The sequence below is a fragment of the Segetibacter sp. genome, assembly GCF_025963695.1.
Taxonomy (GTDB): Bacteria; Bacteroidota; Bacteroidia; order Chitinophagales; family Chitinophagaceae; genus Segetibacter.
Genome location: NZ_JAOQAH010000040.1, coordinates 107263 through 121373, shown reverse-complemented (window position 1 = coordinate 121373; position 14111 = coordinate 107263). Strand labels below are relative to the sequence as shown.

The following is a 14111-nucleotide window of genomic DNA, read 5'->3' as shown; positions in this document are numbered from 1 at the left end:
TTATACACGGCCCTACATAATGCAGTGTTCTGGTTGCCCTTACAAATTGCCAAAAGACAGTCAGTGCGAACTTATATTCTCTCCAGCGGCTTCGCGGTCCTTCAAGGTATTCAACTAATTTCTTATTTTCTACAGGTTGTTTTTCTGGCATAATCGTTAAATCAACTGGATGTAATATGGGTTTCAATTAAATTCGGTAACCTAAATTTAAAAAAAACGTTTTTGGTTACGGAAAAGGTGACCGATTTATTTGATATTGTTTATTAAGCAGGGGGAAATGAAAAAGCCGTGCAAATCATTGAGTTGTCACGGCTTTTTCAAGAAATTGATGCGTATTTGGTGGGCCCACTAGGATTTGAACCTAGGACCACCTGATTATGAGTCAGGTGCTCTAACCAGCTGAGCTATAGGCCCTGCTTCTCTTGAAGCGGCTGCAAATATAAAAGTTTTCGCATTTCCCGCTTCATTATTTTTGCATTTATGAGAAAAATAAAAAACATCCTATTCGACCTGGGAGGCATTTTTATAGATATTGACTTCAAAGCTACTGAAAGCGCCTTTGTTTCTCTTGGTGTTACAAACTTTAGTGATTATTATACGCAACATACCGCTTCTACCCTTTTTGAAGAGTTAGAAACAGGGAAAGTGACACCTGAAGAATTTTATGAGCGTTTTAGGCATGAACTCGGGGTATCATTAACCGATGAACAAATAAGAGATGCCTGGAATGCAATGCTCGGACGATTTCCGGTTGCAAGATTGAGCTGGCTTGAGGAGATAGGTTTCAGGTACAAGATCTACCTGTATTCGAACACCAATATTATTCATTATGAGGCTTTTCAAAAGACCTACCAGCAATGTACTGGCAAGGACAACTTCGACGATTACTTTATAAAAGCACATTATTCACATAGCCTGGGACTTCGAAAACCTTATCCGGAGTCTTTTACAAAGTTACTCACGTTAGAAAATCTTAATGCAGAAGAAACTTTGTTCATTGACGACTCCTATAACAACATTGAAGGTGCGAAGCAAGCGGGTTTACAAACAATACTGTTGTTGCCGCCAAAAACAGTGCTTGATTTAGAACTGTAGATTATTTATCTGTTTTTAATGATTACAATCTTCTTTGTGTGCGTGATTATGTACCTGACACGATTTATAATTAATTATATGAGCAAGCACAATTCCTAATACTCCGGGAATGAGTAGCCAGTTTTCATATTGAACAAAGAATAATTTTAAAATAAGGAATACAAATCCGACAGAAAAAACAATGAATGGCAGAAGAGTGTGGTGATGTTTTTTGAAGCCATGATACAATGAATAAGTACCAACCGCAAAGGCTAACACTACCATTATTATTTCGAAATATGTATTCTCAATTACATTAACACCCAAAATAGGCAAGCTTGTAAAAAACAGGGGCAAAAGAGCACAATGAATTGCACAGGCTAATGAAGCAGTTATACCCAACGCATCCCAGTTTATTTTTTTATTCATCGAAGAGGGCAAAGATATAGATTTGCAACAAAGTTGCATAATTTATAGTACTCTTTTTAAATATTGGCTTAACATTCCGAAGTGTAACTTTGCTTTTAAAGAAAAGATGATGAGTAAAAAACTAGTGGGCTACGGAATTTTTTTTATAATACTTACTTGCCTGTTCTTTTATTTCGTGTTTGCAGGAACCGACAATTGGAGAGCAAAACTTCCTACAGTTAGTTATGTAAAGCCATTTTCTTTTGTTAATCAGGATGGAAGAACAATAGACGAAAGTGATTTGAAAGGTAAGGTGACGGTGATAGAGTACTTCTTTACAACTTGTAAGGGCATTTGCCCCAAACTAAATACAAGTCTTAAAAAGATATATGGAGAATACAAAGACCATCCGGACTTTTTGATCCTGGCTCATACTGTACAACCAGAGATTGACAGTGTACCAAGGCTGAGACATTATGCTGACAGCATGAAGATTGATACTAAAAAGTGGATATTGGTTACAGGAAGAAAAGACAGTTTATATAAAGCAGCAAGAGGAAGTTATTTACTAGATGACCCCGCTAATAATGTAGAGAAATTAGATGACCAGTTTATTCATACCCAGTTTCTAGCTTTGGTGGATAAAGTTGGTAATGTAAGGGGTGGAGTGTATGATGCGTTGAAAAAAGATGAGATGGCTAAGCTGAGCAAAGACATTGGAAAGCTTTTGAAGGAAAAAGCAGGTCCTAATGGATTTGTGAATGGAGTATTTGGCAATAATCCTCAGTAAGAGGAATAAATTTACAACGTATGCAAATAGCCTCAATTGATAACCTACTAAAGCGTAACCAGCTAAGCGTAACAGATAGCCGAAAGAAAATTCTTGAATTGTTTAAGGAGCACAATGGTGCTATGGCTCATAGTGATATTGAGAAAAAAACAGACGAAAAGTTTGATAGGGTTACGATATACCGAACCTTACAAACTTTTGTAGAAAAAGGCATTATTCACACAATACCTACCCCCGATAACTCTGTTTTATATGCACTTTGTAAAGACAGTTGTTCATCTACCGGCCATCATCATGATAACCACGTGCATTTTGTATGTGACAATTGCAACATCACTTATTGCCTTGACTCAGTTGTTACACCGCAGGTAGACTTGCCGCAGGGATTTGAGCCGAAAGTGATTGATGTAGTTGTAACAGGCATCTGTAAAAATTGCCAGGTCTAAAAATATCAATCTAAAACCTTGCTGCCACAACAACAGTATTTTTAAAAGAACGCTTCTTTCCATTTAAATTGAACACTTCTGTATAAAATACATATACACCTACCGGAACTTTGTGAAATTTATCATCTAATCCATCCCATCTGAATAAAGCTGATGATGCAAGTGTTGCATTTTTAGCTAGATACTTAATCGGTCTTCCCGCTGCATCTAAAATGGTAACATTTGCTACGTAACCAGGTTCAGAGATTTTAATGTTTACAATAGCATAATCTTCAAAGCCATCATTATCTGGGGAGAAAGTTGGGGGTATTATGGTTACCTCGCCCACTACAGAAAAAGCAGCTCTTGACTGAGAATTCTGGTAAGAAGGTGTTCCATAGCCCGACGTAGATGCAGCAGAAGTCCAGTTGTCTTTATTCTGTGTTGGTTTGTTATAGTCTACTCTTTCCAATGATACTCCTTCTTCATTATCAATTAATGCCAAATGCCATTTTGAACTGTAGTGAAGCTCGTCTATTATTTTGCCTTGCGAGTTAAGTATAACAATTACCCCGGCGTCGTCCGGAAAAGAAGGCATAGAAACATCTATAAAATTATCAGGATTTCGTGGTGAGTAATTCTGCTTTACAATAGATCCGCTTTCGCTAATAACAAAAAAATCTGTTGGAAAGATTAATATATCATCAGTCGTTAACTGATGAAGGCTTACTAAAGCATTGGTTGAAGGTGACCTGTTGGCTATATAAATATCTTTTAAGTTAATAATCGCATTACTACGATTGTACACCTCAACATAGTCAACGGCGGTTGATTTGGGATTGAATAAAATTTCATTCACAACTACATCAAATGAATCAGCAATACTTGCAAGGCCTACCCTTGCCGTTTTTACTGCTTGTATTATATTTCCACTGCAGTCTGCTATGTTATTTACTGTTATAGTATACACTTTGTTTTTTGTTAGGGGTATAGAAAGCGTAAGCCTGACCTGGGTAAAAAAAGGAGCAATTGTAACAGCACTAACAGGAGACCCAATACCGTCGCTAATACCATAACTTCCCCGAAGCGCGGCTATAGCACTATCAACAATTTCGCTGTAGGTTAACACTATAGTTATGCTATCTACAGCGGCAGCTCTTAAAAGAGCAGGCGCAATATTATCAGCATTATTGGCATCAACAGAATTTTTGGTTCCGGGAGTTCCGCCTCTTGTATCAGTACTTGCTTTCCAGTTATTAAAACCCGTACAAGGATTTTTTGTGTCAATCATTTCCACGCTCCACCCGCCATTGCTTTTAACATCGTTCTTAAACCAGGTATTATTATAACCAACCGAATGTATTGTAACTCCCTCTTTAGAGGTTAAATACAAGGTTGCCTCAGAATTATCTAATGCGGGAAATGAAGCAATGCCGAGAACCCTGCCATAAGTAGTAAATAGAGCACTATTGCCGGCACCTGAAATTATAAGAAAGCTATCAGCAGGAAGTATGTACAAGGGAAATGAACTACTTCTTGTGCTTAAGCTGTTCAATCTCCAGCCCTGTAGATTAATATCTTTTCCACTGGTGTTTTTCAACTCGATAAACTCGGCGTCAGGCAAGCCGATACGCGGGGTTGGGTCAGCAAAAACTTCATCAATTATAACATCAAAGCGGTGTGGGAACTGAGCCTGTACTTTCATCAATGAGAGAGAACAAAAAGCAACTAAGCTTACGAGGAATTTCGGCATAAAAGCTTCTATTGCTGTTTACTTTTAAATATACCTTCCTTTTTTAATGATTGAAAATATAGGTGATATTATTGTTACCTTTTGTGCTCGAATTAAAAAAGATTTGTCATTCGCTTTTTTTGTATTTATTTTCGCGACAGTGATACCAGCAAGACAATATACTAAACGCACCAAGAAACAGCTACCCTAAGGGAAGCCGTTACTGCGTTTGTACATGTATAAATAATAGTAAGGCCTTCCCTAACCGGAAGGCTTTTTTTATGCCCGCATCTCCAAAGGGGAGTAAAGGGCACCAAACTGAAAAATGGTAACGTTGCCTTGATTGAGTATTGAGTATTGAATTTAAGGAGTATAAATAACCGATATTCCATTTTCGATGTTCTGGTAGAAAGCTGAATAAAACTTTGCAGCACAAGGGAGTGACACAAGGATGTTGCAGGAAGATAAGATGTTGATCTAATAAATAATTTCTTAACAAAAAACAGAAAAACAATTAAAAATGAAAGTTGCAGTTGTAGGCGCGACAGGCCTTGTAGGAACCAAAATGTTGCAGGTACTAACGGAACGTAACTTCCCCGTAACAGAACTATTGCCGGTTGCTTCAGCAAGATCAGTGGGTAAAGAAATTGATTTTAAGGGCAAGAAATTTAAAGTGGTTAGTATGGAAGACGCAATTGCAGCCAAACCTGATGTAGCACTGTTTTCAGCGGGGGGAGGCACCTCGTTGGAGTGGGCACCAAAGTTTGCTGAGGCTGGAATAACTGTGATTGATAATTCAAGCGCATGGCGTATGGACCCTGCTAAAAAACTGGTAGTGCCCGAGGTTAACGCTGAGGTACTGACTAAAGAGGATAAGATTATTGCAAACCCTAATTGCTCTACGATACAAATGGTGGTTGCATTGCAGCCTTTGCATAAAAAATATAAGATTACGAGGGTTGTGGTAAGTACTTATCAAAGTGTTACAGGTACGGGGGTGAAAGCAGTTGAGCAGTTGATGAACGAAAGGAAAAACCTGGAAGGCCCGATGGCTTACAAGTACCCGATTGATTTAAATGTGATACCTCAGATCGACGTGTTTCTTGAAAACGGTTATACCAAGGAAGAAATGAAGATGGTAAATGAGACGCGCAAGATTATGCAGGATGATAGCATCAGGCTAACATCGACAACCGTTCGGATACCGGTTATGGGTGGTCATAGTGAAAGTGTAAACGTGGAGTTTGAGAATGATTTTGACCTGGATGAAGTCAGGCAATTGCTTTCAGACTCCCCGGGCATTACGTTACAGGATAACATCCAGGAACAGATTTATCCAATGCCTCTTTGGGCGCATGAGAAAGATGATGTATTTGTTGGTAGACTGAGAAGAGATGAGAGCCAGGAAAATACTTTGAACATGTGGATCGTGAGTGATAACCTTCGGAAAGGAGCGGCCACTAATGCAGTTCAGATTGCGGAATATTTGATAGCGAACAATTTATTGAGTTAAGAATAAAGATAGAACACGGATGACGCGGATTAGATGGAATGAAAGGATTTGAATGATTTTTGCAAATCCTTTCATTTGGTATTATCCGTGTTCTTTTTTTTAATTAGCTCACTTCTTTTAGGTTCGCTAACTTTCTCAAAATTGTAGGGGCAGTGCTTACATCCGTTTCCGCAACAAAAGCCTCTTTTTAAGTGATACTTTTCGGTCATGACAAAAAAGCGCATTTCGTTGTAATAAAAATCTTCACCCTCAACCAGCTTCTGTTTCAATTAATAACTGTTTTAGTTGTTCGTCTAGTGCGGTAGGCAGATTTTTATCCATCAAAAATTTAAGGTAGTGTATGCGGTTGCTTTTAGCGATATCAAGCTTTTCGTAGTGTGTCTGAATTTTCAGGTCACCCCTTACTTCCGCTTCAGCATATACATCAACAATATCTTCTAACAACGTCAATCCTGATATGTTTACGACTTGCTTTGTGAAGTTGTATAAATCGGGGCTGTCTGTTTTAAGATTAATTACCCCGTTATTTGCCATGATGGATTGATACAAGCGTAAAAACCTTGGATGCGTCAACCGCTTCTTTGCTTTGCTTATACGTAACTGCGGGTCGGGAAAGGTTATCCATATTTCTGACACCTCACGTTCAGCGAAATAGTCTGTAATTTTTTCTATTTGCGTGCGTATGAAAGCTATATTATTTAATCCTTCGTTAAGTGCCGTTTTTGCACCTACCCACATCCGGTTGCCCTTAATGTCTAATCCGATAAAATTCTTTTCAGGATGCAATCTTCCAAGCCCTACAGCATATTCTCCTTTTCCGCAAGCAAGCTCTAATACAATAGGGTTAGTGTTATTAAAAAAGTTTTTCCATTGCCCTTTCATACCCGTTGGATACTCTAGAACATTTGAAAAACTTTTTATCTCTGAAAAACGCTGTAATTTTTTTTGGCCCATAGCGGGCAAAAGTAACAATTATAAGAATTGTATCGAACAAGGAAAAAGGTCTCGAAGTGTTATTTATTAGCCCATGCCTATACGACCAAGAAGCGCTCCGTAACCATTGTTAAATGCATCGATCTCTACGCCCAACGTTGTACCGAGTTCGTTAAATCTTGTGTCTTCAATGTGCCATTTACCGTCTTTCTTGCTTACAATAAGTTCTTTCGGAGCGGTAGACTTAGAATCTTCGTCATTATCAATGATCAATTCAGCTTTGTACTTTTCACGTTCCATTCGGTAAATGTTATACAGCGCGTACTCGTTGTCGTACAAAGCTTTTGCCTCAAAAAGTGGTCCCATGGTTCAATCGAAGTTGATATGAATAATTAATAAACTCAAAAAACTGTTTCAAAGATATACAACAGATGAACGTACTGCGTCGCAACAAAAGTTTAATGAAGAGATGAAGCTTGATACAAAATCTAATTGATATAAAAAGGCTGCTTTCATTTTATTGAAAACAGCCTTCCTTATTATCAATTATAATAGGTTATGCTACAGTTTCAGCTTTTTTAGTATCCCGCTTTCTTGATTCTTCGTCGAGAAATACCTTACGCATACGAATGTGCTTAGGAGTTACCTCAATACACTCATCCTGCTGTATGTACTCCATACATTCTTCCAAAGTCAACAAAGTTTTGGGAGCAATGCGCGAAGCATCGTCGCTACCGCTTGCACGGTGGTTGGTTAATTTTTTAGGCTCTGTTGCATTTACAACAAGATCTCCTGGCTTAATGTGCTCCGCAATAATTTGGCCTGTGTACACCTCTTCTCCTGGGTCAACAAAGAACTTACCACGATCCTGTAATTTGTCTATCGAGTATCCTGTAGTTTTTTCGGTATTCTTAGAAATCAAAACGCCATTGCTTCTTCCAGGAATAAACCCTTTCCACGGTTTGTATTCGCTAAAGCGGTGAGCCATAACGGCTTCACCTTGTGTGTTGGTAAGCATTTGAGAACGAAGTCCAATCAAACCTCTCGAAGGAATATCGAACTCAAGGTGTTGCATTTCGCCTTTGCTTTCCATGATAAGCATCTCGCCTTTACGTTGGGTAACAAGGTCAATTACTTTACCACTCAATTCTTGCGGTACGTCAACAACAAGTATCTCGTAAGGCTCGTGTTTTTTACCATCAATTGTTTTAACCAATACCTGTGGATTACCAACGGTGAGTTCGTAACCTTCACGACGCATCGTTTCAACCAATACGCCTAAGTGAAGAATACCACGACCAAACACATTGAAGCTATCAGCACTGTCTGTATCTTCTACTCTTAATGCAAGGTTCTTTTCGGTTTCTTTCATTAAACGGTCACGAAGGTGACGTGATGTAACGAACTTGCCATCTTTACCAAAGAAAGGAGAGTTGTTGATGCTAAACATCATACTCATGGTAGGTTCATCAACACTTACCACTGGTAAGCCTTCGGGATTTTCGATATCTGCAATGGTATCACCAATTGTAAAATCTTCGAGACCAACAACGGCACAAATATCACCGGCTAAAACTTCGGGAACTTTTCTCTTACCCAAAGATTCAAATATGTACAATTCTTTAACTTTTGATTTTTTAATGCCATTTGCTGTAACCAGGCTAAATGGCTGACCTTCTTTGATACCTCCGCGAATTACTTTTCCGATAGCAACACGGCCAAGGAAAGTTGAATAATCCAAAGAAGTAATTTGTAGCTGCAGATTTCCTTCCGGAATTTTTGGTTCAGGAACATATTTCAGTATGCCATCTAGCAACGGAGTAATGTCTTCGCACTGCTCGTTTTTGCTATTGAACCAACCGTTTTTTCCGGAACCATAAAAGGTAGGAAAATCGAGCTGTTCTTCAGTAGCATCAAGGTTAAAAAACAATTCAAAAACTGCATCATGAACTTCGTCAGGACGGCAATTAGGCTTATCAACTTTATTAATAATTACAATTGGCTTTAGGTTTAACTGAAGTGCCTTTTGTAATACAAACCGCGTTTGAGGCATTGGGCCTTCAAAAGCATCTACCAAAAGGCAAACACCGTCCGCCATTTTCAAAACCCTTTCTACTTCACCACCAAAGTCAGCGTGACCTGGAGTATCGATTACATTAATTTTTACGTCTTTGTAAACTACAGAAGCATTTTTACTGAAAATAGTAATTCCTCTTTCTCTTTCAAGATCATTACTATCCATAATTAATTCACCCGTTTCCTGGTTTGCACGGAAAACATTGGTTTGATGAAGAATTCTGTCAACCAATGTAGTTTTACCGTGGTCAACGTGCGCAATAATGGCGATGTTTCTGATATTCATAAAAACCCTAAAATCCCTAAAGGACCTTTTATATTAAAAATTAATAATTCCCCTTAAAAAAATTCCCCCTTATGGGAGGCAGGGGGTTTAAGAGCGCAAATGTATGGTTTTGCAACGGTTTTTCCTTCTGTTAAGGGTTACTATAATCTTAATAATACTTAAAAGTTATTGTAAATTTGAAATGGCATGGAAATTTCGGTAACTATAAAAAAACAGTTTATGAATCTCGACACGAAATACAATGACCTGGCTGGCGGCGAAGAAAACAAAGGCAAAAAAGCTGGAGTTGAAAGCACTTTTTCAAAAGATGCAAATGCCAATGTAGGTACAGGCCCGGCTCCGCATATTGCTGACGGGGGACAAGAGGGCGAAGCAAAACAAGCCAAAGAAAATACAGGTAATAAGACTGATATGGGAGGAGCTACCGGTGGTACCCCAGGATTACCAGATGCAAGTGAAGGAAACGATAACACAGGAGGCCACGACTAATCGCTTTGTTACCTCCTACCAATTTTTGTTTCAAAATAATTTCTGAAACATTAAGTTAAAAGCCAGGAAAAAAGATTTCCTGGCTTTTATGCGTTTATAATCACGAAACGCTTAGACTATTTTTTAAAAAACTGCGCTTTCAACATTTTCCCGTTGTTTGCTTTAAGTGTCAACCAATATTGCCCGGCCGACAACTTTTGAATATCTATTTGCTGCTCATTTAATTTTCCCCTCAAAAGCAACTGTCCTGAAAGAGAATTAATGGAAAAAGCGGTTCCCTTAAGTAACAAAGAAGTTATAACAGAAATAAACGATGTTGCAGGGTTAGGATAAACATGCATTGTAAATGCTGCGCCTGATGATAAAGTAATGATTTGAGAATAGCGTTTGTTGCCCGTTTTATCAACATCTATTATACGGTAAAAGTGCTTTCCAGCAGAAACATTCTCGTGCAAATAAGTATAGGAGCGTTCTATTGCAGACGTCCCATTCGCCTTTACCTCGGCGATTGATGAAAATTCTCGACCGTTTACACTATGTTCAATTTCAAAATGATCATTATCAATTTCTGTAACCGTTGACCATTTTAATAAAGCATTTTGCTTGCTGATAGTTGCGGAAAAATCTTTTAATGTAATAGGCAACGTGGTGGCCGTTGTGCGGGTATAAGAAAAGGCACCGGTGCCCGCACCACCCCAACTTGTAAAAGTTATCCCGATATAGGTATTGTCTGCTATTAAATGTAAAACCGCCGGTTTATTTACCATTGACGGCGGCTTTTGTCCATTGAAGCCTTCCCACGATTTATAATCCAGCGTATTGTAATTGTTAAGACTTCCGTACGCCCACTCAGTACCAGCGGGACTAACGCCGCGCTGATCATATCCGGTTTCGGCCACGATATTAAAAATCCCTTCGTTGGCACCTCTTGTTAGCCACACGTGATTAGTTATTTTATCCTGGCCGGCAGCACTCGAAGGGCTTACTCCGTTAGCCTTTGTAAAAGTTATCGTTGGCCCGTTCCAAACGCTTTGAGCATTCACTATTCCGTAAGAAGAAATCAGTAAAAAGAAAAAGTTAAGTTTGAGCATATAAAGTCTTTTTGGTTTCAACTTTACATACGAGTTTCAGGTTAGGAGGTTGCCTGCATAATTAAATTAGTAAGACCGGGAAAGTTATTTGGGAGGCCAACATTTGTTCAATCTTGTGCTGCGGTTGTGTCACTCACTTGTACTACATCTTTTTATGTCATCCTTTCCTCGTCGAGTTTTACAGTCTTTTAAAAAGATTTAATATCAAAGTAAGCAGCAAACTCAGCAAAATCATAGTAACTATAGGGAAATAGACCTTAAAATTTTGTTTTTCAATTCTAATGTCTCCGGGCAAGTGCCCAAACCACTTAAAAGCATTGGGAAATAAATAGATAATAAGACCTATAGCAATAATGGCGGCGCCAAAAAAAATAATATATTTTCCTGCCTGCTGGTTCATATGGTAAAGTTATACGTGAAGCAATATTGATGGAGGAAAGGAAAAGAAAATAATGACCTAAGACTTTAAAATATGGCGGCTTTACAAAATGGTTGTGTATTTAGAAAACGGTAGCACTTATAACGAGCCACAGAGCTAGCAAACAAAACGGCAAACAAAGTTGAATAAAGAATAAAGGTATAAGAGTGTGACACAACGATGTTGAAAAGAGTGAAATAGCAGGCTTCAAAAGTCTCCCTGCTTAAAAAGACACCACAGTTTTAACGCCTGATAATTTAAGGACTGATAATTTCTAAAAATCATTACTTTTCCTGTGAAAACGATTGAAATGCCAAGAAGTATTATTGCCGGTATAGGCATGCACGTGCCCGAGAATATTTATACTAACAATGACCTGACCAAATTGATGGATACCAGTGACGAATGGATACAGGAAAGAACCGGCATACGAGAACGGCGATACGCCGGCAGGCAGGCCGAAACTACCACCACCATGGGTATTGCGGCTGCTAAGATTGCTATCGAAAGAGCGGGCCTAACTCCACAAAATATTGACTTCATCATTTTTGCTACGTTGAGCCCCGATTATTATTTTCCGGGCTGTGGTGTATTGGTACAGCGCGAAATGAAAATGAAAGAAATTGGCGCATTAGATATTCGTAACCAATGTAGTGGATTTGTTTATGCAATTAGCGTGGGTGACCAGTTCATAAAATCAGGGATGTATAAAAACATACTGGTGATAGGTAGTGAAAAGCACTCTTTCGGGCTTGATTTTAGTACAAAAGGAAGAAATATAAGCGTGATTTTTGGCGACGGAGCAGGCGCGGTGGTTTTGCAGGCATCTGAAGATGACTTAAGGGGTATGTTAAGTACTCACCTGCACAGCGATGGTAATAGTGCAGAAGTGCTGGCCATGTATAACCCTGGTACTCACGGCAATCATTGGGAACATTTTGCTGACTTTGACAACGACGATATGGGCAAAGCTTTTATGACCCATGCAATGATAGATAAAGAACAGAACTTTCCTAAAATGGATGGCCAGGCGGTTTTTAAAAAAGCAATCGAAAAGTTTCCGGAAGTAATAATGGAGGCTTTAAATACCCACGGCTTGAGCCCCGCCGATATTGATATGCTTATCCCTCACCAGGCAAATTTAAGAATAAGCCAAATGCTACAAAAGATATTGAAATTGCCGTCGGAAAAGGTCTACAACAATATACAGCGGTACGGAAATACTACTGCAGCAAGTATACCTATTGCGCTGTGCGAAGCCTGGCAGGAGGGCAAAATAAAACAGGGAGATTTAGTATGCCTCGCTGCTTTTGGTAGCGGCTTTACCTGGGCCAGCGCGTTAATCAGATGGTAATGTTTATTGAAAAAAATTTCTTTCTCCCTAAAGACTTCAACTTCGCGTTTTTGTAAATCATAGCATGAACAAATTAATTACCCTATTCGCTTTTGTTACACTAATGACCATAAATGCGAAAGCAAATGATAGTTGTAAAATTCTTTTTAATAAGCAATTAATTTTTAATGGGGTTGCAGACCAGGAGACATCGGTTGCCTCAATTAAAGAAAGAGAGTTTCTGCAAAAGGATTGCATAACAATTTCATATAAAAGTGAGCATACTAATAAAGGATGGAACCGCACTTTTTATGTAAACAGCGCAGATGATAGAAATTTAAAAACTGTAACTGTAAATAAACAAAGCGGTTCCGTTTCTGTTAAAGCATCCATTTTAAATAAGGTGAAAGAGAAAAAGCAGCCTGTTTTTATTTATACTACCTCATTGCCAACTGATAAAGCGCTGGCCGCACGCATAAGGGTGAGAAGAATATTTATATGTAAGATTGAATGGAACTAAACAAATGAGTCCAATGCAACAAAAAATTGTTTATTTAATAAACCCTGTATCAGGCACCGGCAAGAAAGATGGTTTGGAAAAGTTGATACAGCAGAAAACCAAAGCCAGGTCTATTGACTTTGAAATACTACAAACAAATGCTGCCGGCGATTATGATTATTTGAAAGATAAGATTGCAAAAGATGCGATCACCGACGTTGTAATGGTTGGTGGCGATGGAACAGTCAACCGGGTAGTTGCTTCGCTGTATGAAACAGGAGTAAATTTTGGAATTATACCAATGGGAAGTGGCAACGGTCTTGCATTTGGCGCCGGTATTCCAAAAAATTTCGCTAAAGCGCTTGACGTTGTTTTTAAAGGTAATATCGGATATGTTGATGCCTTTACAATAAATGATCATTTTAGCTGCATGCTTAGTGGCCTTGGCTTTGATGCACAGGTAGCACATGATTTTGCAAACAAGGCATCGAGGGGTTTGTTAACATACACACAACAAAGCCTTGTTCAGTATTTTAAAGCTCACCCCTACCAGTTTCAAATAGTTAATGATAATTTTTCTTTTTTTACCGATGCCTTTTTCATAAGCATTGCTAATAGCAACCAATTTGGTAACCATTTTACCATTGCCCCAAAAGCTAACCTGGATGATGGACTACTTGACATTGTAATTGTGCAAAAAATGCACAAAGCAAGACTGCCGTTTGCAATATTGCAACAGATAAGAGGAAACAACAATCTTCAGCAGTTTGTTGAAGACATGTGTCAGAAGAACATCCTTTATTTTCAAGCATCTTCACTTACTATTCGCAACCTTAAGCTTGCCCCCTTTCATATAGATGGCGAGCCGGCTGAGACAAACGATGAATTTAAAATTGACCTGATCAGAAGATGCTTTAAGTTATATATGCCGGTGTCGAAGCAAGATTCGAAAGAGAAGAATCAAAGTTAATAAGTCAGTGGGCCTATACCTGTTGGAGCTGCTGATGCCGATACTTCTGCAATTGAAACGAAACAGGAATTTAG

At 38.7% G+C, this 14111-nt stretch carries 16 protein-coding genes and 1 tRNA gene; 8 read left to right on the top strand and 9 right to left on the bottom strand.

What is annotated here, in order from left to right; translation table 11 throughout:
* Nucleotides 1–337 precede the first annotated feature (337 nt).
* Nucleotides 338–414, bottom strand: a tRNA-Ile gene (locus JWR87_RS07255).
* Between the two features lie 66 nt (nt 415–480).
* On the opposite strand from JWR87_RS07255, the gene JWR87_RS07250 reads away from it, so the two are divergent.
* The gene (locus tag JWR87_RS07250) at nt 481–1095 is read left to right on the top strand and encodes an HAD family phosphatase (RefSeq protein WP_297817589.1); all 615 of its coding nucleotides are present in this window, start codon (nt 481–483) and stop codon (nt 1093–1095) included.
* A gap of 15 nt (nt 1096–1110) precedes the next feature.
* On the opposite strand, the gene JWR87_RS07245 is transcribed toward JWR87_RS07250, so the two are convergent.
* Nucleotides 1111–1503 (bottom strand): MerC domain-containing protein, encoded by a 393-nt coding sequence (locus JWR87_RS07245; RefSeq protein ID WP_297817586.1) that lies wholly within the window; start codon nt 1501–1503, stop codon nt 1111–1113.
* Between the two features lie 109 nt (nt 1504–1612).
* Between JWR87_RS07245 and JWR87_RS07240 the strand changes: the two genes are divergently transcribed.
* Together JWR87_RS07240 and JWR87_RS07235 are read left to right on the top strand one after the other, a co-directional pair.
* Nucleotides 1613–2272 carry an SCO family protein gene (locus JWR87_RS07240; protein WP_297817584.1) on the top strand — a complete coding sequence of 220 codons (660 nt, stop codon included), beginning with the start codon at nt 1613–1615 and terminating at the stop codon, nt 2270–2272.
* 20 nt (nt 2273–2292) lie between these two features.
* Nucleotides 2293–2718 (top strand): Fur family transcriptional regulator, encoded by a 426-nt coding sequence (locus JWR87_RS07235; protein WP_297817581.1) that lies wholly within the window; start codon nt 2293–2295, stop codon nt 2716–2718.
* 10 nt (nt 2719–2728) lie between these two features.
* On the opposite strand, the gene JWR87_RS07230 is transcribed toward JWR87_RS07235, so the two are convergent.
* Nucleotides 2729–4450 carry a lamin tail domain-containing protein gene (locus tag JWR87_RS07230; RefSeq protein ID WP_297817578.1) on the bottom strand — a complete coding sequence of 574 codons (1722 nt, stop codon included), beginning with the start codon at nt 4448–4450 and terminating at the stop codon, nt 2729–2731.
* 499 nt (nt 4451–4949) lie between these two features.
* Between JWR87_RS07230 and JWR87_RS07225 the strand changes: the two genes are divergently transcribed.
* Nucleotides 4950–5942, top strand: a complete 993-nt coding sequence (locus JWR87_RS07225; RefSeq protein ID WP_297817575.1) for an aspartate-semialdehyde dehydrogenase — start codon at nt 4950–4952, stop codon at nt 5940–5942.
* A gap of 71 nt (nt 5943–6013) precedes the next feature.
* On the opposite strand, the gene JWR87_RS07220 is transcribed toward JWR87_RS07225, so the two are convergent.
* The 4 genes from JWR87_RS07220 to typA form a co-directional block, all read right to left on the bottom strand.
* Nucleotides 6014–6151 carry a DUF5522 domain-containing protein gene (locus JWR87_RS07220; protein WP_297817592.1) on the bottom strand — a complete coding sequence of 46 codons (138 nt, stop codon included), beginning with the start codon at nt 6149–6151 and terminating at the stop codon, nt 6014–6016.
* A 40-nt stretch (nt 6152–6191) separates the two neighbouring features.
* Entirely contained in the window at nt 6192–6896 is a 705-nt protein-coding gene (trmB, locus tag JWR87_RS07215; protein ID WP_297817572.1) for a tRNA (guanosine(46)-N7)-methyltransferase TrmB, read from the bottom strand.
* A 66-nt stretch (nt 6897–6962) separates the two neighbouring features.
* Nucleotides 6963–7241 (bottom strand): hypothetical protein, encoded by a 279-nt coding sequence (locus tag JWR87_RS07210; RefSeq protein WP_297817569.1) that lies wholly within the window; start codon nt 7239–7241, stop codon nt 6963–6965.
* A gap of 190 nt (nt 7242–7431) precedes the next feature.
* Nucleotides 7432–9237, bottom strand: a complete 1806-nt coding sequence (gene typA / locus JWR87_RS07205) for a translational GTPase TypA (RefSeq protein WP_297817566.1) — start codon at nt 9235–9237, stop codon at nt 7432–7434.
* 219 nt (nt 9238–9456) lie between these two features.
* On the opposite strand from typA, the gene JWR87_RS07200 reads away from it, so the two are divergent.
* Nucleotides 9457–9726 (top strand): hypothetical protein, encoded by a 270-nt coding sequence (locus JWR87_RS07200; RefSeq protein ID WP_297817563.1) that lies wholly within the window; start codon nt 9457–9459, stop codon nt 9724–9726.
* A 116-nt stretch (nt 9727–9842) separates the two neighbouring features.
* Here the strand turns inward: JWR87_RS07200 and JWR87_RS07195 are convergent, their stop codons facing one another.
* Together JWR87_RS07195 and JWR87_RS07190 are read right to left on the bottom strand one after the other, a co-directional pair.
* Nucleotides 9843–10817, bottom strand: a complete 975-nt coding sequence (locus JWR87_RS07195; protein ID WP_297817560.1) for a T9SS type A sorting domain-containing protein — start codon at nt 10815–10817, stop codon at nt 9843–9845.
* A gap of 178 nt (nt 10818–10995) precedes the next feature.
* On the bottom strand, nt 10996–11217 hold the full coding sequence (locus tag JWR87_RS07190; RefSeq protein ID WP_297817557.1) for a DUF2905 domain-containing protein: 222 nt from the start codon (nt 11215–11217) through the stop codon (nt 10996–10998).
* A 328-nt stretch (nt 11218–11545) separates the two neighbouring features.
* Between JWR87_RS07190 and JWR87_RS07185 the strand changes: the two genes are divergently transcribed.
* The 3 genes from JWR87_RS07185 to JWR87_RS07175 all read left to right on the top strand — a co-directional run bounded on the left by JWR87_RS07185 (nt 11546) and on the right by JWR87_RS07175 (nt 14037).
* Nucleotides 11546–12589, top strand: coding sequence for a beta-ketoacyl-ACP synthase III (locus JWR87_RS07185; protein WP_297817552.1), 1044 nt, complete (start codon nt 11546–11548; stop codon nt 12587–12589).
* A 64-nt stretch (nt 12590–12653) separates the two neighbouring features.
* Nucleotides 12654–13088, top strand: coding sequence for a hypothetical protein (locus tag JWR87_RS07180; protein ID WP_297817549.1), 435 nt, complete (start codon nt 12654–12656; stop codon nt 13086–13088).
* 13 nt (nt 13089–13101) lie between these two features.
* A complete protein-coding gene (locus tag JWR87_RS07175) occupies nt 13102–14037 on the top strand; it encodes a YegS/Rv2252/BmrU family lipid kinase (RefSeq protein ID WP_297817546.1) in 936 nt (311 codons plus the stop codon).
* The last annotated feature ends 74 nt before the right edge of the window (nt 14038–14111 follow it).